Below are 22,800 nucleotides of genomic sequence, written 5' to 3'. Positions count from 1 at the left end.
GCTCTAACAAGCTATGGAAATTACTCCCCCCCCGGTCGACCGCGAACGCGTGATCCCGACCGCCGAGCGCCGCGGCTTGATCTTCATCCACACCGGCGACGGCAAGGGCAAGAGCACGGCCGCCTTTGGCCTGGCGCTGCGCGCCCATGGGCGCGGCAAGGCGGTCAAGATCTATCAATTCATGAAGGTGCCGAGCGCCCGCTTCGGCGAGCACCGCATGTTCGAGCAGTTAGGCGTGCCGATCGAAGGCCTGGGCGACGGTTTCTCCTGGAAGAGCAAGGACCTGGAACATTCCGGGCAGCTGGCACGCGACGGCTGGGCGCGCGCCGAGGCGACGATTCGCGCCGGCGAGCATTTTCTGGTCGTGCTGGACGAGATCATGTATCCGCTGCGCTATGGCTGGCTGCCGCTAGAGCCGGTGCTGGCCTGCTTGCGCGAGCGGCCCGCCCATGTCCATGTGGTGTTGACCGGACGTAACGCGCCGGACGAGCTGATAGAGCTGGCCGACACCGTCACCGAGATGAGTCTGGTCAAGCATCACTTCAAGGCCGGCGTGCCGGCGCAGCGCGGCATCGAAGACTGATGATGGCCTGGCTCCTTACCCTCGCCATGCTGGTCGCGCTCTGCGTGGATCGCTGCTGGGGCGAGCCGCCCGCACGTTTTCATCCGGTCGTCGCGATGGGTTCGTTCCTGGGCCTGTTCTCCAAGCGCTTGTTGACGCTGGCGCCGAGAGCGGCCTTCAGCGCTGGCGCCTTGATCTGGTGCGTCGGCGCACTCAATGTCGGGGTGCTCGCCGCAATGCTGGAGACCTCACTGATCTACGCCTTCAAGCCCTGGCAAAGCTGGCCGGGTTTGCTGGGCGCCGGCCTGCTCTTGGGTCTGCTCTTGAAGCCGATGCTGGCCTGGCGCATGCTCAGCGCCGAGGTCGGCGCGGTGGAGGCGGCGCTGGCCGACTCGCTGCCGGCCGGCCGTGCCCGCTTGAGCCGCTTGGTCAGCCGCGACACCGCCAACTTGAGCGCCGCCGAGGTGCGCGAGGCGGCCATCGAGACCCTGGCCGAAAACCTCAACGACTCGGTCGTCGCCCCGCTGTTCTGGTTCATGCTGGCCGGCCTGCCGGGCGCGGCGATTTACCGCTTTGCGAATACGGCGGACGCGATGTGGGGCTATCGGGGTGAGTGGGAATGGGCCGGTAAATGGGCCGCCCGCGCCGACGATTTGCTGTCCTGGCTGCCGGCCCGCATCACCGGGCTGCTGATGCTGGGCTTCAAGCTCAAGCTGCTGCCGGCGCTTTGGCAACAAGCCCGCCGCACGCCGTCGCCGAACAGCGGCTGGCCGATGGCGGCGATGGCGCTGCGCTTGAATCTGCGCCTGGCCAAGCCGGGCGTCTATATATTGAACGACTCGGGCGCCGAGGTCGCGCCTGCCGACATCGCGCGGGCGCAAGGCTTGGCGCTGAAGGCGATGCTGGCCTGCGCCTTGGTGTTGGCCGTCGGCGCCGCCGCCTTGCGAGGTGGCCTGTGATTCCCCAGCATGGCGGCAGCGACAGCGGCCCCGCCCCCATTGAGGATTTCTCCAGCAATGCCAGCCCGCTAGGACCGCCGCCGGCGCTGCTTCAGGCGGTGTTGACGGCCGACCGCGCCCGCTACCCCGACCCCGCCTATCTGGCCTCGCGCGAGCGGCTGGGCGCGGCCGAGGGCGTGGATGCTGCACGCGTGCTGCCCGCCTCGGGCGGCGCCGAGGCGATTCGGCGCCTGAGCCTGGCGGCTCACTTGAGCGGTCTGACCGAGGTCTGGGTACCGCAGCCGGGCTTTGGTGACTATGCGGCGGCCGCAATGGCGCTGGGTCTGCAAGTACAAGGCTATGCCAGCGCACAGCACTTGAGCCAAGCCTTGCAGCGGCCCGCCTTGGTCTGGGTCTGCGAGCCCTGCAACCCGAGCGGCGACAGCTTCAGCGCCGGCGATTGGCTGGCCTTGGACGCGGCCTTGCAGCGCAGCGCTTCGACCCTGGCCGTTGACTGCGCCTATGAGCCGCTGCGCCTGGATGGGGCGAGCCAGTTGCCGCCTGACTTGGCCGAGCGGGCCTGGCGGCTGATCTGCCCCAACAAGGCCCTCGGCCTGACGGGCGTGCGCGCCGCCTATTTGCTGGCGCCAGCCTTGGACGGCTTGATCGAGCATGCCGTCAACGTCGCTCCGAGCTGGGTCTTGTCCAGCGAAGGAGTCGCCTTGCTGATGCATTGGCATAGCGACGAAACCCATGCGCATTTGCGCCGGGTCAGATCGCAATTGACAGCTTGGCGAGCCACTCAACACGCGCTGCTGGCCGACTTGGGCTGGCAGCAACGGCCAACTTGCACGAACTTCTGGCTGGCCAAGCCGCGACAAGCGGGCCTGCTGTTGAAACCGCTGCGCGAGCGCGGCATCAAGCTGCGCGACGCGACATCCTTCGGCCTGCCCGGATGGGTGCGGCTGTCGACCCAAGCACCCACAGCGCAACAAGCCTTGCTGCGAGCCATCAAGGAGTTAGAGGAAACAATATGACAGCCAAGGCGGTGATGGTGCTGGGAACGACCAGCGGCGCGGGCAAAAGCTGGTTGGCGACGGCCTTGTGCCGCTACTACGCCCGCCAAGGCCTCAAGGTCGCGCCCTACAAAGCGCAGAACATGAGCAATAACGCCCGAGTGGTGATGAGCCCCTGGCCTGCGGGTACGCAGGCGGCCCACCGAGGGGGCGCGGTGGAGCTTGGGGGCGGCCCGGCGCTCCACCCCGGCCTGTACGGGCGAATGGGCGAGATCGGCAGCGCCCAGTATTTCCAGGCGCTGGCCGCCCGCCGCATACCCGAAGTGCGCATGAACCCGGTGCTGCTCAAGCCCGAGAAAGACACCGCCTCGCAGGTGATCGTGCTGGGCGAGGTCGACAGCGAGTTGACGCATACGCCCTGGCGCGAGCGCAGCGAGAAGCTCTGGCTGCGCGCCCGCCCGGCGCTGCATGAGTTGCTGGCCGAGAACGATGTCGTCGTCATCGAAGGTGCGGGCTCGCCGGCCGAGATCAATCTGCACAGCAGCGATTACGTCAATATGCGCACCGCGCTGGAGGCCAAGGCCGCCTGCCTGCTGGTGACCGATATAGACCGCGGCGGCGCTTTTGCCCATTTGTTCGGCACGCACCAATTGCTGCCCGCCCATGAGCGCGCCTTGATCAAGGGTTATGTTCTGAATCGCTTTCGCGGTGATGCGTCCTTGCTGGCGCCCGGGCCGGAACAATTGCAGGCGCTGACGGGGGTGCCCACCGTCGCCGTGCTGCCGATGTGGCGCGGCCATGGCCTGCCGGAGGAAGACGGAGTGTTTGATGACAGCGTCAGCGGATCGGGACTGAAGATCGCCATCGTCGCCTACCCGCGCATGTCGAATCTGGACGAGTTCCAGCCCCTGCGCGGCCTGCCGAACGTACGCCTGAGCTGGGCCCGTACGCCGGCACAGTTGGAGGGCGCCGACTGGATCATCCTGCCGGGCTCAAAAGCGGTGGCGGCCGACCTGGCCTGGTTGCGCGCGCAAAAGCTCGATCTCACTATTGCCCAACATGCGGCAGCAAACAAACCCTTACTGGGCATCTGCGGCGGCCTGCAAATGCTGGGCGAAAGCCTGCTCGACCCTTATCAGCTGGACGGTAATGCGCCCGGCCTGGGCCTGCTGCCGCTGGTCACGCAGTTCGAAAAGGACAAACTCCTCAGCCCCAGCGCGCTGCGTTTCGGCGCGCTGACTTCGCCCTGGAGCGCGCTCGCGGGCGTCGAGGCTGCAGGTTATGAAATCCACCATGGCCGCACCGTTCAGCATCCCGCCATGGCCAGCGCAACGGTCGCCGTGCGCAATGATCGCGGCGAGGCGATAGGCTGGAGCCAGGGCTCGGTCCTGGGCTGTTATGCCCATGGCCTGTTCGAGCAAAGCAGTGTGATGCGGGCGCTGTTCGGCGCCGAAACGCCGGCCCTGGACAGCGTTTTTGATGGCCTGGCCGACTTCATCGAGCAGCATTTTGAGCAAGGTGTGCTGATGGGTCTGCTCAAACAAGGAGGCGATCAATGAACGCCCTGCCCGAACGCATCGCCTGCCTGTCCACCGAGGCGGTCGACACGCTCTACCGCCTCGGCGCCCAAGACCGCATTGCCGGCATCTCCGGCTACACCGTCTACCCGCCCGAGGCGCGCCATGACAAGCCCAAGATCAGCGGCTTCACCAGCATGAAGCTGGAAAAAATTCTGGCGGTGCAGCCGGATCTGGTGATCGGCTTCTCCGATCTGCAGCGGCCGCTGCTGGATGAATGCGAGCGGGCCGGCCTGGCCACCTTGTGGTTCAACCACCGCGACCTGGCCGGCATCCACGCGATGGTGCGGCGCCTGGGTGCCCTGGTCGACAAGGCCGCTTCCGCCGAGGCCCTGTGCGCACAATTGCAAGCCCGCCAGGACAGCATTGCCGCTGCGGCCGCGCTGTTGCCGCGCCGGCCGCGCGTGTGCTTCGAGGAATGGGACGAGCCCATCATCTGCGGCATCGGCTGGGTCAGCGAAATCATCGAGCTGGCCGGCGGCATCGACATCTTTGCCGACAAGGCGCGCGCCGGCCTGGCGCGCGATCGCATCGTCAGCGCCGAGGACATCCTGGCCCGCCGGCCCGAGCTGATACTCGGCAGTTGGTGCGGCAAGCGTTTTGTGCCGGACAAGGTGCTGGCCCGCCCCGGCTTCGCCGACTTGGGCGCGCAGCTGCTTGAAATCAAGTCGGCCGACATCCTGGCCCCCGGCCCGACGGCCATCGAACGCGGCGCCGCCCAGGTGCTGGCCGCCATCCAATCCTTTGTAGAAGACTCCACCCACTCATCATGCAAAACCTAATCCCGCAAATTCCGTCCCTGCAAGACCTGACCCTCACAGCCGCCTTGCAGCGCAGCATCGACGGCAAGACCAAGCCGCTCGGCTCGCTGGGTCAGTTAGAGAGCTTGATGCTGCGCATCGGCCTAATCCTGGGCAGCGAGACGCCGGTCTTGCGCGAGCCGCAGCTGATGGTGTTTGCCGGCGACCATGGGCTGGCCCGGCGAGGCGTGTCGGCCTATCCCAGCGATGTGACCTGGCAGATGGTCGAGAACTTTCTGGCCGGCGGTGCGGCGGTCAGCGTGCTGGCGCGCCAGCATGGCCTGAGCCTGACCGTCGTCGATGCCGGTGTCGCGCATGATTTCGCGCCGCGCCCCGGTCTGGTGATCGCCAAAGTGGCGGCCGGCACGGCCGACAGCTCGGAGCAGCCAGCCATGACGGCCGACCAATGCGCGACGGCAATAGCGGCGGGAAAAAGCTTGCTGGCGCAGCGGCCCGGCAATGCCTTGCTGCTCGGTGAGATGGGCATTGGCAACACCTCCAGCGCCGCGCTGCTGCTGGCGCGCCTGCAGAATTTTCCGATCGAGCGCTGCACCGGCCGCGGCACCGGCCTGGATGACGCCGCCTTGCAACGCAAGATCGAGACGCTGGGTGCGGTCTTGCAGCGCCACGCCGAGGCCACCGAGCCGCTGCAGGCGCTGGCGGCGCTGGGCGGCTTCGAGATCGCGATGATGGTCGGCGCGGTGCTGCAAGCGGCGCTGGAGCGGCGTGTGATTGTGGTGGACGGCTTCATCGCGAGTGCGGCCGTCTTGGTCGCGGCGCGCCTGCAACCGGCCGTGCTGGAGCGTTGCGTGTTCGCGCATCGCTCGATGGAGTCGGGCCATCGCCTGATGTTGGAGGCCTTGGGCGCCGAGCCGCTCTTGGACCTCGGCATGCGCTTGGGCGAAGGCTCGGGTGCGGCCATGGCCTGGCCGCTGCTGGAGTCGGCCTGCTTGGTTCTGCGTGAAATGGCCAGCTTCGAATCGGCCGGCGTCAGTCAACAGGATCAAGCATAAGGATTTAGATTCAGATCGGTGTTTACATCGCCCAAAGCTTGGCCATAATCGACGCAACAGTTTCCGCGCAATCCCTAGCTTTGGCCTTGCTTCGTACGAGCAGCATCGCCTCGCTAAGACATAAGGCGTCCCATGACAGACTTGGTTTTTGCCGATGAATTGCCGGCACCCGGCAGCGATGAGGCGGCTTCGAAGCCGCTCGAGCCCTGGGTGGTGATGATCGTGGACGACGACGTCGCCGTGCATCAGGTGACGCAGTTGGTGATGGCGGATTTCGAGTTTTCCGGCCGGCGCCTGCAGTTTCTCGACGCCTATAGCGGCGTCGAGGCGCGCGAGCTGCTGAAGTCGCGCACCGACATCGCCTTGATTCTGCTCGATGTGGTGATGGAGACCGAGCATGCCGGGCTGGACGTCGCCCGCTACATCCGCGACGAGCTGAAGAACAACCATGTGCGCATCGTGTTGCGCACCGGTCAGCCGGGGCAGGCGCCCGAAGAGCATGTCATCAAGACCTATGACATCAATGATTACAAAGAAAAAACCGAGCTGACCAAGCGCAAGCTGATCACGGTGTTTTACGCGGCGCTGCGCAGCTACCGCGACATCATGATCATCGAGCAGTCGCGCCAGGCGCTGCGCCGCTCGATCGACGCCATCACCCGGGTCTATGACTCGCAGAACCTGCGCCGCTTTGCCTCGGCCGTACTGGAGCAGGTCACCCATCTGCTGGGCATGGATGCGCGCGCGCTGTGTGCCAGCCGGGTCTCGGCCTACGCGGCCAGTAACTGCGAAGGCCATCTGAAGGTCTTGGCCGCTACCGCCGAATACTCCCGCCTGCTGGTCGATGATGAAATCAGCAATCTGCCGCCCGAGGTCAAAACCGCGCTGGACCGCGCGCTGATCGATCAATGCGGCTATTTCGACTCCCATCATTTCATCGGTTACTACCGCAGCAGCACCGACAACGAGACCCTGCTCTATATGCAGTTTTCGGACCCGGTCGATGCGCAAGCGCGCGAGTTGCTGGAGATCTTCTGCGCCAATGTCGCCATCACCTATGAGTCGCTGCTGCTGCGCGAGGAGATTCAGGAGACCCAGCGCTCGACGGTCTTCATCTTGGGCGAAGCGGTCGAGCGCCGCTCCAAGGAGACCGGCGCCCATGTCCGGCGCGTGGGTGAAATTTCCGCCTTGCTGGCCGAGACCTCGGGCATGCGTGCGGCCGATGTGGAGTTCATGCGGCAGGCCTCGCCGCTGCACGATGTGGGCAAGATCGGCATCCCGGACCGGGTCTTGAACAAGCCGGGCAAGCTCGATGCCGACGAATGGGAAATCATGAAAACCCATGCGCGCATCGGCTTCGAGCTGCTCAGCAAGTCAGACAAGCGCATTCTGCAACTCGGCGCCATCATTGCGCACGAGCACCATGAGCGCTGGGACGGCGCTGGCTACCCCCGCGGCCTGCTTGGCGACCAGATCAATATCGCCGGTCGCATCGTGGCTCTGGCCGATGTATTGGACGCGCTGGTCAGTGGGCGTTGCTACAAAGAGGCATGGGAATTCGATGCCGCGCTGGCCTACATCACCGAGCAGGCCGGCAAACAGTTCGACCCCGCCTTGGTGCAACAACTGTTTGACAAGCTGGAAGCGGTGCACGAAATCTATAGGCGCTATCCGGACTCCTGAACGCCCGGGGCGTTGGTTTGGGACCGGCATTTGCATTGGCATTGGCGAGGTAGAGTGCGGGCCTGCCCCTCCCTCCCGCCTATGAGCTATCTACTGCACGAACTGCGCCTCTTCTTCATCGCCCTGCAATTCTTCACGCGCTGCCCGACGCCGCGTTGGGTCGGCTTCGAACCGATTTGGTTGCAGCAATGCGCGCGCCACTTCCCCGCAGTTGGCCTTTGCATAGGCAGTTTTGCCGGCCTGGTGCTGGGGCTCGCCTTGTGGATCTGGCCGCCTGCGGTGGCCGTGGGCCTGAGCATGGCCGCCAGCATCTGGCTGACCGGCGGCTTCCACGAAGACGGTTGGGCCGACACCTGCGACGGCCTCGGCGGCAGCGTCAGCCGCGAGCGCGCGTTGACCATCATGAAAGACTCCCGCATCGGCAGCTACGGCTCGCTCGGCCTGATCCTGATGCTGGGGCTGAAGGCCGCGGCGCTGTTGGCGCTGGCCGAGGCGAGCCCGGAATTGGCCGTGCTGCTGACGATCTGGGCCCATGCTGCCTCGCGCGCCGCGCCGGTCTGGTTGATGCACAGCCTCGCCTATGCCGGCGACGCCGAGCATGCCAAAGCCAAGCCCTTGGCCACGCAGGCCGATGGTCGCACCTTGAGCGTCGCCTTCGCCTGGGTGCTGGCGGCGGGCGCTGCAATGGTGCTGCTGATGCCGCCCCTGTTGCCGAGTTTGCTATTGGCCCTGCTGAGCGCCGCCGGGCTAACGCTTTATATGCAGGCCTGGCTGGATCGCCGCCTGGGCGGCTACACCGGCGACAACCTCGGCGCCACCCAGCAGGTGGTGGAACTGGGCGTCTTGTTGAGCTATTTGGCGCTGTTGAATGTCTTCTGAAAATATCAGGGTCTGGCGCCATCCATGCCCGAGCGGTGCGGCAGGACGCTGCATCGGTGCCGGTACCGACCTGCCGGTGCATTGGCGGGCCGCCAAACGCTTGGCAAGGCGGATTCAAAAGCTCGCCCAGCGGGAGCGACTGCCCAAGATCATCTATAGCTCGCCGCTGCGCCGCTGTGCCGATGTCGGCGCCTGGCTGAAGGCCTGGGGCTGGCAACACCATCAAGACCCCGCCTTGCTGGAGCTGGACTTCGGCGCCTGGGATGGCCGCGCCTGGGCCGAGATCGAACGCGCCGAGATTGACCTATGGGTGGCCGACTTTGTCGCCCATGCGCCGGGCGGCGGCGAGTCGCTCGCCGCTCTGCTTGAGCGCGCCGGCAACTGGCGGCCACAAGAAGGTGGCCTCCTCATCAGCCATGGTGGCTGGATGCTGGCGCGGCGTTGGCGGGCCGAGCAGGGTCAGGTCTTGCCGGCCGCCGCAACTTGGCCCAAGCCGCCGCGCTATGGCGAGTTGTGGCTCACGGCTTAGCCGGCGGCAAAGGCTTTGCGCCCAGGCTCAGCAGCAGTTCGGCGGCCGCCTTGAGCGAGTCATCGCCGGTCCAGCCCAGCGGCGATGTGCCTTCGGCATCCGGCGCGTCGATGGGCACGCCCTCGGCCACCAGCCAGCTGATCATCTCCAGCCGCCCCGCCGAGGCCGCCAAATGCAGCGGCGTCACGCCCACCGCACGCTTGGCCGCTTGCGCACTCAGGCTGGCGCCACCCGCCCGCAAGCGCCGGCAGACCGCAACATGCCCCTCGCGCGCGGCCTCCATCAGCGGGGTCAGGCCGATGCTGTCGCTTGCATCGACCTTGGCGCCGGCTCCCATCAAGGCCTCGAGTGCGTTCAACTTGGCGCCGCGAGCGGCCAGCGCCAGCACGGGTCTATGGGTTTCGTCCAAAGCATCGGGCTTGGCGCCGGCGGCAAGGGCGGCCTTGACGGCGGCGGCATTGTCGGACTCAATCGCCCGCACCAGGCTCCGCGACAGGGCGTCGAGTGGCTTGCGTTCGCCGCGATAGTCCAGCAGTCGCAACACCAGCGCCTGATGGCCGCGCCGCATCGCCACCTCCAAGGCATTGCCATGGCCGACCAGATCGCTGCGGGCCTTGTACAGAAGCAGCAATTCGGTGATGGGCCGATCGCCGTAATAGACCGCCCAATTCAAGGCCGGGTCGCCCTGGCTGTCGACCAGGTCAACGCCGGCTCCGCCGGCCAGCAGCAACTCGACCATCTTGGCATCACGGCTGTCAATCGCCAGCATCAGCGCCGTCGCATTCAGGTAAGCGGCAAAGCGCGGGTTCGGGTCGGCACCCAGGGCCAGCAAGCGCTGCGTCACCACATGCCGGCCTCGCGAAGCCGCGATCAAGAGTGGCGCCGCTTGGTCGGCCGCCGCCGGGTCCATGGCTGGCAAGGCGGTGGCCAAGAGTTGCAAGGCCCGCGCGTCGTCGCCGGCCCTGATGGCTGCGGCAAGCTCGGTGGATGGCGCGGCAAGGCAAGGCTCGCCCACCATCGCCAGCAAAAGCATGCCGGCGCCTATGCATTGCCCGAGCGCATATTTCAAACCAGTGGTTCGAGGCGAAACCTGCTCTTGCTTGCTCATCGTCTGCTCCTTTGTTTTGACCCACTCTAGGCGCTGCGGGCGACTCCGGTCTATTCAGCTTTCTACTTAGATAGAAGGCTCGCGCGCCGCATCGACCGGCTTGCGGCGCCGGCATTGCGCCGAACTCGTCGCCGCCCATTCGACTTCGTCCCCACCGGCGGCGCATTCATCGCATGACCCAGCGCGCCGCCCGAGGGCTTCGCAGAATGAGGGCATGAACACACCTCACATCCTGGCCCTATCGCTCCTTGGCCTGAGCATCCAACAAGCCCTTGCTGCAGCGCCTGCACCGGCTGCCTACATTGAGCCGCCCATGGTGACCGTCCCCAGCGGCGAATTCCAAATGGGTGGCGGCAAGCCCTATATGGGCGAGGCCGCGCCAGACCCTAAAGCCCTGCCCATCCACAAAGTCAAGATCAAGGCCTTCAAGCTGGCCAAGTACGAAGTGACCGTGGCCGAATTCCGGCGCTTTATCGAAGCGACCGGCTACAAGGCGCCCGACCAATGCATACATCAGCCGAATCAGGGCTGGTTCGGCCAAGGGCCCACGCAAGGCTCATGGGACAAGAACGAGTTGACCACCAGCGAGTTCCAACCGGCGGTCTGCATAGGCTGGGCCGGCGCCGACGCCTATGCCAAATGGCTATCGAAACAAACCGGCAAGAGCTACCGCCTGGCCAGCGAGGCCGAGTGGGAGTACGCGGCCAGCGTGGGCAAAGGCAAGCCCGGTTTCCCCTTCGGCGAGGACGTCGACCAGAAACGCATCTGCGAATACGCCAATGTGTCCGACCAATCGGCCGAGCATGCCGCCTTGGAGCGCTTTGGTGCCACCTACCAAGGCTTTATGGGCGGCATTTCGCCCTGCGATGACGGGGCAGGTTTTGCCAGCATCGTCGGCATGTACAAGCCCAATCCGCTGGGGCTGTACGACCTGATCGGCAATGCGTCCGAGTTTTTGCAAGATTGCTGGAGCGAGAACTACGAGGGCGCACCGGCGGACGGCAGTGCGCGGCTGGACGGCGACTGCAAGCAGCGCGTCGGGCGCGGCGGCTCCTGGCATTGGCGTGGCAAAACCGCCACCCAGCGCGGCGCGATGCCGCTCGATTGGGTCGGTGTGATCGAAGGCTTCCGCCTGGCCCAGAGTCTGGACAAGCCCGCCGACAAGCGCTCGGCACCGACCGCCCTGGCCTTTGAGCAAGAGCTCAAGCAGGCGCAATCCGTGGAGCGGGCGCGCCGCGCGAGCTTGCAGCCGTTTCCGCAGCCGCCGCAGGGCTTGCAGCTGACTCAAGGAGGCGGCAAGGCGGCCGTTCAGCTGACTTGGGCTGCCAGCCCCGACCCCAAGGTCCTTGGATATCACGTTTTCCGCAGTGACAGCGTCGGCGGCGATTTCGTGCGGATTGCCTCAGACGTCAAGACGCAGCGTTATGTGGATGAAGCCGCCCCTGCACGCAAGCACAGCTACGTGGTCGTGGCCGTCAACCGCGATCGTTTCAGCGAGTTCAGTGCGCCGGTGTTGACGGCTGATCAGGTGCACGCGCTGCCCGGCCGTATCCAGGCGGAAGATTTCAACCGGATGGACCAAGCCTTCGTCGGCAAGGTCGCGCCGCAAGAGGATATGGAAGACGCTGGCGGCCAAGCTGGCTTGAACTTGACGGGTGGCGCCCCCGGGATAGCCAAGGACAGTTGGACCGAATACAGCGTTGAACTCCAGCGGGCTGGCAATTACCGGCTCAGCTTCCGCGTCGCCAGCCTGACCGGTAGCAAGGGTCTGGCCTTGAGCGTGAACGGCCAGCAGGTGCTTGAGCAGACCGTGCCCGCAACGGGTGGCTGGAAGATCTGGCAAACCGTGGCCGCGCCTGGCACTATCCGTCTGGAGGCTGGCCGCCATGTGCTGCGCATCAGGGCGATCGACCTGGGCTGGAAGCTCAACTGGTTCGAGCTTGAACTTGCGCAATGACGAGGGCCAAGATGCTGCGCCGGCTTTAGGGGTGCGATCTTTGCGAACCAAGCTCAATGCGCATCCGCAATCGTCGCGCCGGCATATGCTGGCCGACATTGAGCAGATTGGGGCCACTGCGAAGGCGGCTGACGCCCTGCCGCCCAATCACCAAGTTCCGGGCTTGGCCCTGCGCGCCAGCAAGCCGGGCTTCGACATCCCGGCCGACTATGTGAAGCGGCAATATCCACAGGCTAGGGAGATATGGATCGAGGCCGGGCATAAGCTGCAATGGGAGGCGCCGGCCGATGTCGTCGCGGCGACTCGAAGCTTGCTCACGGCAAAGCCGGCACGACAGGCCGGTCTGTAAAAATCAGCATATCCTGATGCTGATGCTGATGCTGATACTGAAGCCGGCAAGCAGGCAACAAAGCCGCTCAGCCCGCCTGGAAATGCATCATCTGCACCGATTCGGGCGCGATCAAGGCAAAGAACTCACGGCACTGCGGGCAGTCCATCACCTCCTTTGCAGCGCCTTGGGCCGAGGCCATGTCCTGCCAATGCACGATGTCCACATAGCGTCCGTCGGCCCCGATACCAAAGCTACGGGACACAAAGCCCGCCAGCGCCTGCAAGCGGGGCGCCACCTTGTGGGCAGCCGCCCGCATCTGCTCGGGCGTAACGCCGTCCACGCCTTTGAAGATCACCACTTCTATCGCCTGTTGCTCACTCATTTGTTGATCGACTCCTGTGCTCGGCTCTTAGGCCATTCGTTCAAAAAATGCCAGCGATACACTGCCGTCCTCGATCAACGAGAGGTAGTTGGCGCAATCCGGGTTGCCGACCCACAGGCCGCAGATCTCGCTTGCACGCGCTTGCGTTTCAGCCCACAACATGTCGACATAGACACCGTCGTTGCCGCGCAAGACGGCATGGCCCAAAAATCCCGGCTGCCTGGCCATCAAGCCCTCGCGAGCCAGGTTGGCTGCCGCGTGCAACTCGCCCTCGCTGACGCCCGGCTTAAGCCGAAAAGTGGAAAATTCCAGCCCGCCGAATGTTGGCGTTATTGATGCAGCTTCTTCGTTCATCCCTGCTCCTTTGATATTGCTTGGCGGCACGGCCCGCTGCCGTGTCGGTTCACATTGTTGTCATTAAAGGTGCCAAAATGTGACACCATTTATGCAAACATAAAACCATGAAAGCTCGCCTCACCGATAGCTTGCTGGGTCTGCTGGCCAAGGGTGAACGCTGGACCGCGCAGACCCTGGCGGATGAGTTGGGCGTCAGCCTGCGCAGTGTGCGGCGCGGCTTGGCCTTGATGCAGCAGGAGGGTGTGACGCTGGACAGCGAGCCCGGCCGCGGCGGCGGCGTGCGCTTGGCGCGGCGCAGTGGTGTGCCTCGCATGGCCTTGACACAACGCGAGGTCATCACCCTGTTGATGGGCTTGGCCGTGGCCGAGAGTTATGGTGCGCCCTTGTTGGCTACCGAGCTGCGCACGCTACGGGGCAAACTGGGCCTAGTGCTGGGTCCGGCGGACAGGGCCGGCCACAAGCAACTGCGCGAACGCGTGCTGCTCGGCGGGGCCGCCTCTGAAGCGGTTCGCAGCAGCTGGCAGATGCCGCGGCCGGCCATGCTGGCCCAGTTGCAAGAAGCCTTCTTTGCTCAGCAAGGCCTAGGTATCAGCTACTGCGATGGGATGGGGCAAAGCAGTCGCCGCGATATCGAGCCGCAGTACTTGCTGATCAACGCGCCGGTTTGGTATGTATTGGCCTGGGATCTGGGCAAGCAAGCGACGCGTTGCTTCCGACTCGACCGCATCAGTCAAGCTCAACCGCGGCCGGGCCGCTTCCTGCTCCGTCCGGCGGCGCAGATGATGGATGAGGTGGGGCAGTTCTTCTCTACCTTGTGAGGCTGCGCCGGTGATGTCCCACTCGATGCCGAATCTGTGGCATAGCGCTCAGCGGTAATGAAGAGCAAGCCGAGGATAAGAAGTCTGCTTCTTTCCGATGCTTGCCGCGCTGTCCGCCTCGGTATTTTTTTCAGCGCGACGGCATCAAAGGGCATGCGCACAAAAGGCATGACCGTGGTTTGCTGAGTTTTCCTCCCAATAAATGAACCTGACCCCATTTTCTTATACCTGACCCCATTTTCTTTCCCGCGCTATGGCGAAATGTGGCGGCTGATTTACTTGAAGTTCAGCAACAGCTCTTTGTACTCGCTCGATTCGCGCACCTGCTCGATCGCGGCCCAGATCAAGCGGGCATGGTCCTCCTGCTCGGCAAAGAAGCCGCGCGAAAAAATCAGGAAATAGGGTTTCTCGACCAACACCGGCTGCATACGCTCGACGCGGGCGGCCCATTCGGGGTTTTGGGCCAACTGAGCCTCACCCACTTGAGTCTGCACGGCCACCGCCACAACCCGGCCCTTCAACAGTTTCTGGAAATTGGCGCCGGTCTGGCGGTTGCCGTCGTCTACCTTGGCACCCAGACCCTTGAGCTGCGCCACCACCGAGAAGCCGGTCTGTGCACCCAGGATGCCGTCGGCGCTGAGTTGCTTGCCGTCCCATTCAACCCGCGCACCCTTCAGACGAAACAGGCTGTAGCTTTCGGTCAACATGCGCTTGCTGGTGTCAAGTTGGCCACCCCGCATCGGGAAGACCGCACCCTCGGCCGCACGTTCTTCGCTATAGCTAGACTTGAATACCGCTTGCACTAGGCCGGATTTGGCCTCCAGCAGACACCGCCTCCAGGGCTTGGCCTCAATGACGAATTTGCCACCGACGCGACTTTCCACCATGCGCATCATGTGTATCAGCACCCCCGGCCGATCGGGAAAATGCCAAGGATAGGACTCTTCGTCTCCCACGCAGATCTGCAGCACGGGTGCCTCGCCCGCACAGGCCCAGACTTGCTGGCCAAGCCCCAGAAGAAAGAACAGCCCTTGTACAACGGTTCGTCGCCAAATACATCGCATGGAAGAACCTTTCCCAAAGCCCAGAACTTGGGCCACTGGCTTGCGAGAACAGTATCGGCGACTTCCGATCAAGCTCAGATGACTCCGGCCAAAGCAAACCGGGACGCATGTGCAGAACGCCGCACAGCCGGGCAGTCCCTGCCCCTGAACAGCGTGGCCAGGAGTTCGCGCGGGGATCGAAAAAAAATTTATAGGCTCTTGCGCAATTTCGTGGTCGGTCAAACTCGCGGCGGCAACGCCCGCCCCCCCCTACTCCGGCCTATCCAACTTATTGCTCAAGAGAATAGTCGACACCGTGTCGACCACGCCCTTGATCGCCCGAATCCGGTCCAGCAGCGTATCCAGCTCCTCGGTCGACTCGGTCGTCAGCATTGCGCATAAATCAAAACGCCCGCTGACAGCATAGAGCTTGTGAATCTCATGCCGACGCGTCAGCTCGCGCGCCACCTCGGGCTCCAGCTTGGAATCGACCGAGATCAAGACCATCGCCCTGATGCCCGGCCGCGCCCGGCTGGCCGCCACACTGATGGTGTAGCCGGTGATCTGCCCGCCATCCTCCAAGGCTTTCAGACGCAGCTGCACCGTGCTGCGCGCGCAGCCCAAGGCCTTGGCCAGCTTGACCACAGGCAGCCGCGCATTGACACGCAGCAACTCCAAAAGCTGCCTGTCCAGCCCATCAAGACCGGCCACGGGTTCACCCGGATCTGCACTTACCACTTGATAACCACCAATCATTTTGTCTCTACGTCAGTCATTATGACCGCCAATAAGCCTGCCTATCCGTCAGTTTGCTCGTAGGCATCGGCCGAACTGATTTCTAAAATTCTCACAATACCCTCAGCCCGCGCATGGACAAATGGGGACCCACAGGAGACATCACATGTTGCAAAAAGTCGTCGAAATCAAAGCCCCTTCCACCGCGACCGCGACCACAAGTGCAAGCGCCAGCGGCAAGCTGCTGACCCGCCCTGAGCTGGACGCCTATGACCCGCGTGCCGAGTCCTGGCAGAAGCAGTTTGCCCGCCGCTACACCCACCACTCGGAGCTGACCGGCGTGCTGGACGGAGTCGAGAACGTCGACGAAACCGTCTACAGCAAGTTCGCCGTGGCGCTGACGCCTTATATGGCGCAGTTGATGGACAAGAGCGATCCGGCCTGCCCGATCCGTCTGCAATACCTGCCCAGCCACCACGAGCAAACCAAACCCGGCTTCGCCACCATGCTGGATCAGCTGGGCGAAGAAGGCGACACCATTCCCGGCACCAGCATCGTGCACCGCTACCCGCGCCGCGTGCTGTTTTTGGTCTCCAATACCTGTGCCACGCTGTGCCGCTTTTGCACCCGCAAGCGCATGGTCTCGCAGCCGGCCGGCTCGGTGCACAAGGACGAGATCGAGGCCTCGATCGACTACATCGCCGGCAACCCGCTGATCCAGGACGTGCTGCTGTCGGGCGGCGACCCGCTGACCTTCACCGACGAGCGCCTGGACTACATCCTCGGCGAGTTGCGCCGCCGCGCCCCGCATGTGCGCTTCCTGCGCATGGGTTCGCGCATGGTGGTGCAGTTGCCCACCCGCATCACGCCCGAGCTCTGCGCAGTGCTGGAAAAGCACCGGGTGCAGATGATCAATATCCACATCAACCACCCCAAGGAAATCACCCCGCTGCTGCGCGAGCGGGTCAAGATGATCCAAAAGGCCGGCATCATGATGGGCCTGCAAACGGTCTGCCTGAAGGGTGTCAATGATGACGTCGAAGTGATGCGTGAGCTGTTCATGCAGTCAATCGAAATGGGCGTGCGCCCCTACTACGTCTACTCGACCGATATGGTCGAGGGCGCGCACCATTTCATCGTGCCGCATCACCGCATGATCGAGCTGTACGAAGGCCTGCGTGGCTGGATCAGCGGCCCGGCAGTGCCGACCTTCATCGTCGACGGCCTCGGCGGCCTGGGCAAGCTGCCCATCATCCCGAGCTATGTCAAAGAAGAAGTGCTGGATGACGGCACCGGCACCACGATCAAATGCCGCAACTACGCCGGCAAGACGGTCGAGATGCCGGGCCTCGGGCAGAACTACAGTCTGCCCACCCGCAGCAACTGATAAAGCGTTGGCGAAAAATATGACTCTGACGACTGCTTCGCCCTACGGCATCCACCGCGTCATCGAACCCAAGGGTGTGCTGCCGCAACCCGCCTGGAAGATCGACAACTCGATGGAGATTTTCGACAACGAAATCCTCATCGATGTGTCGGCGCTGAACATCGATTCGGCCAGCTTCACGCAGATCAAAAAAGAGGCCGCGGGTGATGCGGCCCGCGTCGAGGCGATCGTGCGGCGCACCGTCGCCGAGCGCGGCAAGATGCACAACCCCATCACCGGTTCGGGCGGCATGTTGATCGGCACGGTGCTGCAAATCGGCGCCAAGTTGGCGGGCAAGATTGACCTTGAGGTGGGCGACAAGATCGCCACGCTGGTGTCGCTGTCGCTGACGCCGCTGCGCATCGACAGGGTCAAGAAGATCCATCTGGACAAAGACCAGATCGAGATCAGCGGCCGCGCCGTGCTGTTCGAAACCGGCCTGTTCGCCAAGCTGCCGGCCGACATCCCCGAGAACGTCGCGTTGGCGATTCTGGACGTGGCCGGTGCACCGGCGCAAACCGCGCGGCTGGTGCAGGCCGGCCACACGGTGGTCGTGATCGGCGGCGGCGGTAAGTCGGGCACGCTGTGCGTGTACGAGGCCAAGAAACGCGTCGGCCCGGCCGGCCTGGTGATCGGCGTGTCACCGTTTGCCAAGGACTGCGAACGCATGCGCGAGCTGGGTTGGGTCGATCATGCCCTTCAAGTCGACGCGACCGACGCGGTGGCGCTAATGGAAGCCGTTAGCGCCGTGACCGGCGGGCGGATGGCCGATGTGGTGATCAACTGCGTCAATATCCAGAACACCGAGATGGCCAGCATCCTGGCCACACGCGATGGCGGCAAGATCTATTTCTTCTCGATGGCCACCAGCTTCACCGCCGCCGCCCTGGGCGCCGAGGGTGTGGGCAAAGACATCGAGATGATTGTCGGCAATGGCTATGCGCGCGACCACGCCAAGTTCGCCTTGGCGCTGCTGCGCGAAAGCCCCAAGCTGCGGACCTTGTTTGATGAGCAATATGTCTAAGAGCAGCGCTGCGTCGCCGCTCTGGCAGCGCATCAAGCACAGCGGCATTGAGACGCTGGCCGTGATGGGCATGGCCAAGAACACCGGCAAGACGGTCGCGCTGAACCATGTCTTGGCGCAGGCCCATGCCGCGCAGGTGGCGGTCGGCGTGACCTCGATTGGCCGTGACGGCGAGGACCGCGATCAGGTTTTCCTGTTCCCCAAGCCGCCGGTGCTGATCTGGCCCGGCAGCCTGGTCGCCACCGCGCGCGACACCTTGGTGCGTTCCAAACTGCGCTTCAAGCTGCTGGGCAATACCGGCATCGATTCGCCGATGGGCGAGATCGTCATCGTCAAGGCGCTGGAATATGGCGAGATGGAGATCGCCGGCGCCTCGCGCAGCAGCGATCAACTGAAGGTCATTCAGCGCCTGCGCCAGGCCGGCTGCGAGTTGGTGGTCTTGGACGGCGCCTTGGGCCGCAGCCACCATGCCTCGCCGGCGATTGCCGACGGCGTGATCCTGGCGACCGGCGCGGCGATTGGCGGCGGCATTCAGGATGTGATCCGCAAGACCCGCGACCGCCTGGCGATTCTGGGCATTGCGCGCGTGCCGGCCGAGCTGGGCGCGCGCGTGCAGGATTTGTTCAACAAAGGCGGCGTGGCAATCTGGGCGCGCGACGGCGAGCCGCTGTTCCAGGCCGAGATTGCCAGCTTGAATGCCGCCTCCGTGCTGATGGGTTTCGCTGAACAAGATGTCGGCACGATTGCGGTCAGCGGTGCGGTGGGCCGCCAGCTCTGGCGTGCAATGTCCAGCCTGGGGGCTATGAAGCCAGGGCTCAATCTCGTCGTGGCCGATGGCACCAAGCTCTTTGTCGATGCGCTCGATGTGCAGGCCTTTTGCAAACAAGGCGGCAGCCTCTATGGCTATCGCAGCATCCGTATCCTGGGCCTGACGCTGAATCCTTTTTCACCGATGGGCGGCAGCTTCGACGGCGCGGAGTTCCTCGCCAGCTCAATCGATTCTTTCCCCGGTTACGACGTCTGTGACGTGGTGCTGAATGAGCAACAACTAGAACAAGGAGTCGACCACGATGTCGCAACTTCAGCTTGATAGCGCGCAGATAGACCGCGCCCGCGAATCCGCGCGGCGGATTGCCCGCAATGTTTTCGACGAAATGAGCCAGTTCACCACCACCACGGTGGAGCGCGCCACGCTGCGCTTGCTGGGCGTGGACGGTGTCGACGAGAACTATGTGCCGCTGCCGAACCGCCTGGTCAGCCATTTGCAGGAGCAAAACCTCTTGCAACATGGCGCGGCATGGGCCGTGGCCGGCGCGATGCTGGAACAGGGCTTGAGCGCCCAAGGCGTGGCCGAGGCCGTGGCAGCCGGCACGCTGACGCTAACTTCCCCGAAGGACGGCGCGGCCGCACGCCGCAAGGCCGAGGCCGAGGCGCAAAGCCGCTGTGAGCAAATCGCCGGCCAGCGCAGCTACCGCGCCGCCGAGATCAAGAGTAACGGTGGCGAAGCGCCCACGCCCTGGCTCTATCTGATCGTTGCCACCGGCAATATCTATGAAGACGTGACGCAGGCCTGCGCCGCCGCCGAGCAAGGTGCCGACATCATCGCGGTGATCCGCTCGACCGGCCAGAGCCTCTTGGACTATGTGCCATATGGCGCCACCACCGAAGGCTTCGGCGGCACCTATGCAACGCAGGAGAACTTCCGCCTGATGCGCACCGCCCTGGACGCGGTAGGCAAAAAGCTCAACCGCTACATCCGGCTCACCAATTACTGCTCCGGCCTGTGCATGCCCGAGATCGCCGCCATGGGCGCGATGGAGCGGCTGGACATGATGCTGAACGACTCGATGTACGGCATCATCTTCCGCGACATCAATATGAAGCGCACCTTCATTGACCAGTTCTTCTCGCGCATGGTCAATGCCTACGCCGGCATCATCATCAACACCGGCGAAGACAATTACCTGACCACGGCCGATGCCTATGAGGCCGCGCACACCGTGCTGGCTTCGCAGCTGATCAACGAGCAGTTCGCCTATCTGTCGGGCCTGCAGCCGGATCAGATGGGCTTGGGCCATGCGTTCGAGATTCACCCCGAGCTGGAGAACGGCTTTTTGTGGGAAATCGCCCATGCGCAGCTGGTGCGCCAGGTCTTCCCCGATGCCTGCCTGAAGTACATGCCGCCGACCAAGCATATGACCGGCAATATCTTCAAAGGCCATGTGCAGGACACCTTGTTCAATGTGGTCAGCACGCTGACGAATCAAAACATCCATCTCTTGGGCATGATGACCGAGGCGATCCACACGCCCTTCATTCAGGACCGCTTCCTCGCCATTCAGAATGCGCGTTATGTGTTCGGCACCATGAAGGATCTGAATTCCGAGATCGAGTTCAAGCGGGGCGGCAAGATCGAGCTGCGGGCGCAGGAAGTGCTGGCCGAGACCGAGACCATCCTTGCGCAAATCGAGCAGACAGGCTTGCCGGCTGCGATCAGCAAGGGGACTTTCGCCGAGATCTCGCGCACACCCACCGGCGGCAAGGGCCTGGACGGCGTGATCGCCAAAGCCAAGGACTACTTCAACCCCTTCCCCGCATTGATGTTGAAGGGAGGGCTGTGAAATGTCCGAACCAATCATGATCAACGACCAGATCCCCGAGCAATGGGTCAAGCCCTATGGCGACACGCTGGACGACGGCCGCGTGCAGCTGTCCTTCACGCTACCGGTGCCGCTGGACGAAACCGCCAAGGAAGGCGCCAAGATGTTGGCGCTGCAGATGGGCCTGGAAGAGCCGGCCGTTGTGCATGCCGAAGCAATGGGCAGCGGCTTCTCCTTCTTCGTCGTTTACGGCCAGAGCAAGCACCGGGTCGACCTGAGCAAACTCAAGGTCGCCAAGCCCGAATTCGAGGTGCTGGACAAGGCCGGCGTTGACGCGCTGATCGCCGAGAAAATGGGCCGCCGCATGGTGGTGGTGGGCGCTTGCATCGAGACCGATGCGCACACCGTCGGCATCGACGCGATCATGAATATGAAGGGCTATAACGGCCACAAGGGCTTGGAGAGCTATCACGAGATCCGCGCCATCAACCTCGGCGCGCAGGTCGACTCGGAAGATCTGATCAGCCGCGTGATCGAAGAAAAAGCCGATGTCATCCTGGTTTCGCAAGTGGTGACGCAAAAGAACATCCACCTCGACAATCTGACCAAGCTGTCCGATCTGCTCGAAGCCGAAGGCTTGCGCGACAAGGTGATCCTGATCGTCGGCGGGCCGCGCATCAGCCATGAGCTGGCCAAGGAGCTGGGCTATGACGCCGGCTTTGGCACCAAGACCTATGCGGAGGACGTTGCGTCCTTCGCTATCCATGAGTGGATCAAGAGGAAAGCAGCATGAGTGAAGAAACTACTAGTTTGATCCGCCTGCGCATGAGCGCCCACGACGCCCATTACGCCGGCAATCTGGTCGACGGCTCGCGCATGTTGGGCCTATTCGGCGATGTTGCCACCGAGCTTCTGATCCGCAGCGATGGCGACGAAGGTCTGTTCGTTGCCTATGACAAGGTTGAGTTTTTGGCGCCGGTGTTTGCAGGAGACTTTATCGAAGCCGTCGGGCATATCGTGTCCATGGGCAAATCCTCCCGCAAGATGGTGTTCGAGGCCCGCAAGGTGATCAGCGCCGCTCAAGTCGCGGGTCAGGTGTCGGCCGCCGACGTGTTGGCCGAGCCCATCGTGGTCTGCCGCGCCTCGGGCACCTGCGTGGTGCCCGTCGGCTTCCAACGCAAATGAATAGGCTGATCATCACCGCCGCGCTGACCGGCGCCGAGGTCACGCGTGAGCAGCAGCCGGCGCTGCCGATCACGCCGGACGAGATCGCCGATGCGGCGGCCGAATGCGCGCTGGCCGGTGCGGCCATCGTCCATGTGCACGGCCGCTTGGCCGATGGCAGCTCGACGCAGGACAAGGAAATCTACCGCCAGATCATCGAGAAGACGCGCGAGCGCTGCGATGTGATCGTGCAGGTGTCCACCGGCGGCGCGGTCGGCATGACGCCGCAAGAACGGCTGGCGCCGGTGACGCTGCGCCCGGAGATGGCTACGCTATCGATGGGCACGGTCAACTTCGGCGGCGATGTGTTCATGAATCACCCGGCCGACATGGAGATCTTTGCGGCCGCGATGACTGAATACGGCGTCAAACCCGAGTTCGAAATCTTCGACAGCGGCATGCTGACGACCACGCTGCGCTGGCTGAAAAAAGGTGTTGTTCAAGGCCCGCTGCACTTCGACTTCGTGCTCGGCATTCCCGGCGGCATGGCCGGCACGCCAGAAGCCTTGATGTATTTACGCTCGCAGTTACCGCCAGACAGCAGCTGGACGGTGGCCGGCATCGGCGCGGCGCAACTGCCCTTGGCCACGCTCGCCATCGTGCTGGGCGGCCATGTGCGGGTCGGCTTTGAGGACAATGTTTACTTCCGCAAGGGCGAGTTGGCCCGCAGCAATGCTCAGTTAGTCGAGCGCATCGCGCTGATCGCGCAGCAGCTGGACAGGCCGGTGGCCACGCCGGATGAAGCCAGGGCGATGCTGGGGATCAACAAGCGCCCCTTGTAGTTCCGATCAAGCCGAG

Annotated in this window: 24 protein-coding genes; 19 read left to right on the top strand and 5 right to left on the bottom strand. The window is 63.8% G+C overall.

Features of this window, described 5'->3' with window-relative positions:
• Positions 1 to 13 precede the first annotated feature (13 nt).
• The 9 genes from cobO to LNV07_RS00305 all read left to right on the top strand — a co-directional run bounded on the left by cobO (position 14) and on the right by LNV07_RS00305 (position 8,997).
• Complete coding sequence (gene cobO, locus LNV07_RS00345; RefSeq protein ID WP_263569194.1) at positions 14 to 583, top strand: cob(I)yrinic acid a,c-diamide adenosyltransferase; 570 nt, start codon at positions 14 to 16, stop codon at positions 581 to 583.
• Positions 583 to 1,521, top strand: coding sequence for an adenosylcobinamide-phosphate synthase CbiB (gene cbiB / locus LNV07_RS00340; RefSeq protein ID WP_263569193.1), 939 nt, complete (start codon positions 583 to 585; stop codon positions 1,519 to 1,521). Before cobO ends, cbiB begins: the two co-directional genes overlap by 1 nt.
• On the top strand, positions 1,518 to 2,537 hold the full coding sequence (locus tag LNV07_RS00335) for a pyridoxal phosphate-dependent aminotransferase (protein ID WP_263569192.1): 1,020 nt from the start codon (positions 1,518 to 1,520) through the stop codon (positions 2,535 to 2,537). The genes cbiB and LNV07_RS00335 overlap by 4 nt, the downstream gene beginning before the upstream one ends.
• Positions 2,534 to 4,075, top strand: a complete 1,542-nt coding sequence (locus tag LNV07_RS00330) for a cobyric acid synthase (protein WP_263569191.1) — start codon at positions 2,534 to 2,536, stop codon at positions 4,073 to 4,075. The genes LNV07_RS00335 and LNV07_RS00330 overlap by 4 nt, the downstream gene beginning before the upstream one ends.
• Positions 4,072 to 4,875 carry an ABC transporter substrate-binding protein gene (locus tag LNV07_RS00325; protein WP_263569190.1) on the top strand — a complete coding sequence of 268 codons (804 nt, stop codon included), beginning with the start codon at positions 4,072 to 4,074 and terminating at the stop codon, positions 4,873 to 4,875. The genes LNV07_RS00330 and LNV07_RS00325 overlap by 4 nt, the downstream gene beginning before the upstream one ends.
• Positions 4,863 to 5,906 carry a nicotinate-nucleotide--dimethylbenzimidazole phosphoribosyltransferase gene (cobT, locus tag LNV07_RS00320; RefSeq protein ID WP_263569189.1) on the top strand — a complete coding sequence of 348 codons (1,044 nt, stop codon included), beginning with the start codon at positions 4,863 to 4,865 and terminating at the stop codon, positions 5,904 to 5,906. Before LNV07_RS00325 ends, cobT begins: the two co-directional genes overlap by 13 nt.
• 132 nt (positions 5,907 to 6,038) lie before the next feature.
• Positions 6,039 to 7,589, top strand: coding sequence for a DUF3369 domain-containing protein (locus LNV07_RS00315; RefSeq protein ID WP_263569188.1), 1,551 nt, complete (start codon positions 6,039 to 6,041; stop codon positions 7,587 to 7,589).
• A gap of 81 nt (positions 7,590 to 7,670) precedes the next feature.
• A complete protein-coding gene (locus LNV07_RS00310; RefSeq protein WP_263569187.1) occupies positions 7,671 to 8,468 on the top strand; it encodes an adenosylcobinamide-GDP ribazoletransferase in 798 nt (265 codons plus the stop codon).
• The gene (locus LNV07_RS00305) at positions 8,458 to 8,997 is read left to right on the top strand and encodes a histidine phosphatase family protein (protein WP_263569186.1); all 540 of its coding nucleotides are present in this window, start codon (positions 8,458 to 8,460) and stop codon (positions 8,995 to 8,997) included. The genes LNV07_RS00310 and LNV07_RS00305 overlap by 11 nt, the downstream gene beginning before the upstream one ends.
• Here LNV07_RS00305 and LNV07_RS00300 read toward each other — a convergent pair.
• Positions 8,987 to 10,105: an ankyrin repeat domain-containing protein gene (locus LNV07_RS00300; protein ID WP_263569185.1), complete on the bottom strand. Its 1,119-nt coding sequence runs from the start codon at positions 10,103 to 10,105 to the stop codon at positions 8,987 to 8,989. The genes LNV07_RS00305 and LNV07_RS00300 overlap by 11 nt on opposite strands.
• A 214-nt stretch (positions 10,106 to 10,319) precedes the next feature.
• On the opposite strand from LNV07_RS00300, the gene LNV07_RS00295 reads away from it, so the two are divergent.
• Entirely contained in the window at positions 10,320 to 12,062 is a 1,743-nt protein-coding gene (locus LNV07_RS00295; protein WP_263569184.1) for an SUMF1/EgtB/PvdO family nonheme iron enzyme, read from the top strand.
• A gap of 40 nt (positions 12,063 to 12,102) precedes the next feature.
• Positions 12,103 to 12,411 carry a hypothetical protein gene (locus LNV07_RS00290; RefSeq protein WP_263569183.1) on the top strand — a complete coding sequence of 103 codons (309 nt, stop codon included), beginning with the start codon at positions 12,103 to 12,105 and terminating at the stop codon, positions 12,409 to 12,411.
• A gap of 67 nt (positions 12,412 to 12,478) precedes the next feature.
• Here LNV07_RS00290 and LNV07_RS00285 read toward each other — a convergent pair whose 3' ends face one another.
• Complete coding sequence (locus LNV07_RS00285) at positions 12,479 to 12,775, bottom strand: hypothetical protein (RefSeq protein WP_263569182.1); 297 nt, start codon at positions 12,773 to 12,775, stop codon at positions 12,479 to 12,481.
• Between the two features lie 27 nt (positions 12,776 to 12,802).
• Positions 12,803 to 13,129 (bottom strand): hypothetical protein, encoded by a 327-nt coding sequence (locus LNV07_RS00280; RefSeq protein ID WP_263569181.1) that lies wholly within the window; start codon positions 13,127 to 13,129, stop codon positions 12,803 to 12,805.
• A 107-nt stretch (positions 13,130 to 13,236) separates the two neighbouring features.
• On the opposite strand from LNV07_RS00280, the gene LNV07_RS00275 reads away from it, so the two are divergent.
• Entirely contained in the window at positions 13,237 to 13,950 is a 714-nt protein-coding gene (locus LNV07_RS00275; RefSeq protein WP_263569180.1) for a helix-turn-helix transcriptional regulator, read from the top strand.
• 275 nt (positions 13,951 to 14,225) lie between these two features.
• On the opposite strand, the gene LNV07_RS00270 is transcribed toward LNV07_RS00275, so the two are convergent.
• Both LNV07_RS00270 and LNV07_RS00265 read right to left on the bottom strand, forming a co-directional pair.
• Entirely contained in the window at positions 14,226 to 15,014 is a 789-nt protein-coding gene (locus LNV07_RS00270; protein ID WP_263569179.1) for a substrate-binding periplasmic protein, read from the bottom strand.
• Between the two features lie 249 nt (positions 15,015 to 15,263).
• On the bottom strand, positions 15,264 to 15,749 hold the full coding sequence (locus tag LNV07_RS00265) for an Lrp/AsnC family transcriptional regulator (RefSeq protein ID WP_263569178.1): 486 nt from the start codon (positions 15,747 to 15,749) through the stop codon (positions 15,264 to 15,266).
• Between the two features lie 145 nt (positions 15,750 to 15,894).
• Here LNV07_RS00265 and LNV07_RS00260 point away from each other — a divergent pair, with 145 nt between their 5' ends.
• The 7 genes from LNV07_RS00260 to kce are packed head-to-tail and all read left to right on the top strand — an operon-like array spanning position 15,895 to position 22,784.
• The gene (locus LNV07_RS00260; protein WP_263569177.1) at positions 15,895 to 17,115 is read left to right on the top strand and encodes a KamA family radical SAM protein; all 1,221 of its coding nucleotides are present in this window, start codon (positions 15,895 to 15,897) and stop codon (positions 17,113 to 17,115) included.
• Positions 17,116 to 17,134: 19 nt separating this feature from the next.
• Positions 17,135 to 18,178 (top strand): L-erythro-3,5-diaminohexanoate dehydrogenase, encoded by a 1,044-nt coding sequence (kdd, locus tag LNV07_RS00255; protein WP_263569176.1) that lies wholly within the window; start codon positions 17,135 to 17,137, stop codon positions 18,176 to 18,178.
• Positions 18,162 to 19,268 carry a lysine 5,6-aminomutase reactivase subunit KamB gene (gene kamB, locus LNV07_RS00250; protein WP_263569175.1) on the top strand — a complete coding sequence of 369 codons (1,107 nt, stop codon included), beginning with the start codon at positions 18,162 to 18,164 and terminating at the stop codon, positions 19,266 to 19,268. The genes kdd and kamB overlap by 17 nt, the downstream gene beginning before the upstream one ends.
• On the top strand, positions 19,249 to 20,799 hold the full coding sequence (gene kamD / locus LNV07_RS00245; protein ID WP_263569174.1) for a lysine 5,6-aminomutase subunit alpha: 1,551 nt from the start codon (positions 19,249 to 19,251) through the stop codon (positions 20,797 to 20,799). The genes kamB and kamD overlap by 20 nt, the downstream gene beginning before the upstream one ends.
• 1 nt (position 20,800) lies before the next feature.
• Positions 20,801 to 21,571 carry a lysine 5,6-aminomutase subunit beta gene (kamE, locus tag LNV07_RS00240; protein ID WP_263569173.1) on the top strand — a complete coding sequence of 257 codons (771 nt, stop codon included), beginning with the start codon at positions 20,801 to 20,803 and terminating at the stop codon, positions 21,569 to 21,571.
• The gene (kal, locus tag LNV07_RS00235) at positions 21,568 to 21,963 is read left to right on the top strand and encodes a 3-aminobutyryl-CoA ammonia lyase (RefSeq protein ID WP_263569172.1); all 396 of its coding nucleotides are present in this window, start codon (positions 21,568 to 21,570) and stop codon (positions 21,961 to 21,963) included. Before kamE ends, kal begins: the two co-directional genes overlap by 4 nt.
• Positions 21,960 to 22,784, top strand: coding sequence for a 3-keto-5-aminohexanoate cleavage enzyme (gene kce / locus LNV07_RS00230; protein ID WP_263569171.1), 825 nt, complete (start codon positions 21,960 to 21,962; stop codon positions 22,782 to 22,784). The genes kal and kce overlap by 4 nt, the downstream gene beginning before the upstream one ends.
• The last annotated feature ends 16 nt before the right edge of the window (positions 22,785 to 22,800 follow it).

Source organism: Roseateles oligotrophus (assembly GCF_025717515.1).
GTDB lineage: Bacteria > Pseudomonadota > Gammaproteobacteria > Burkholderiales > Burkholderiaceae_C > Paucibacter_A > Paucibacter_A oligotrophus.
Note: the sequence above shows the minus strand (reverse complement) of the source record. Positions and strands in the feature narration are given on the sequence as shown.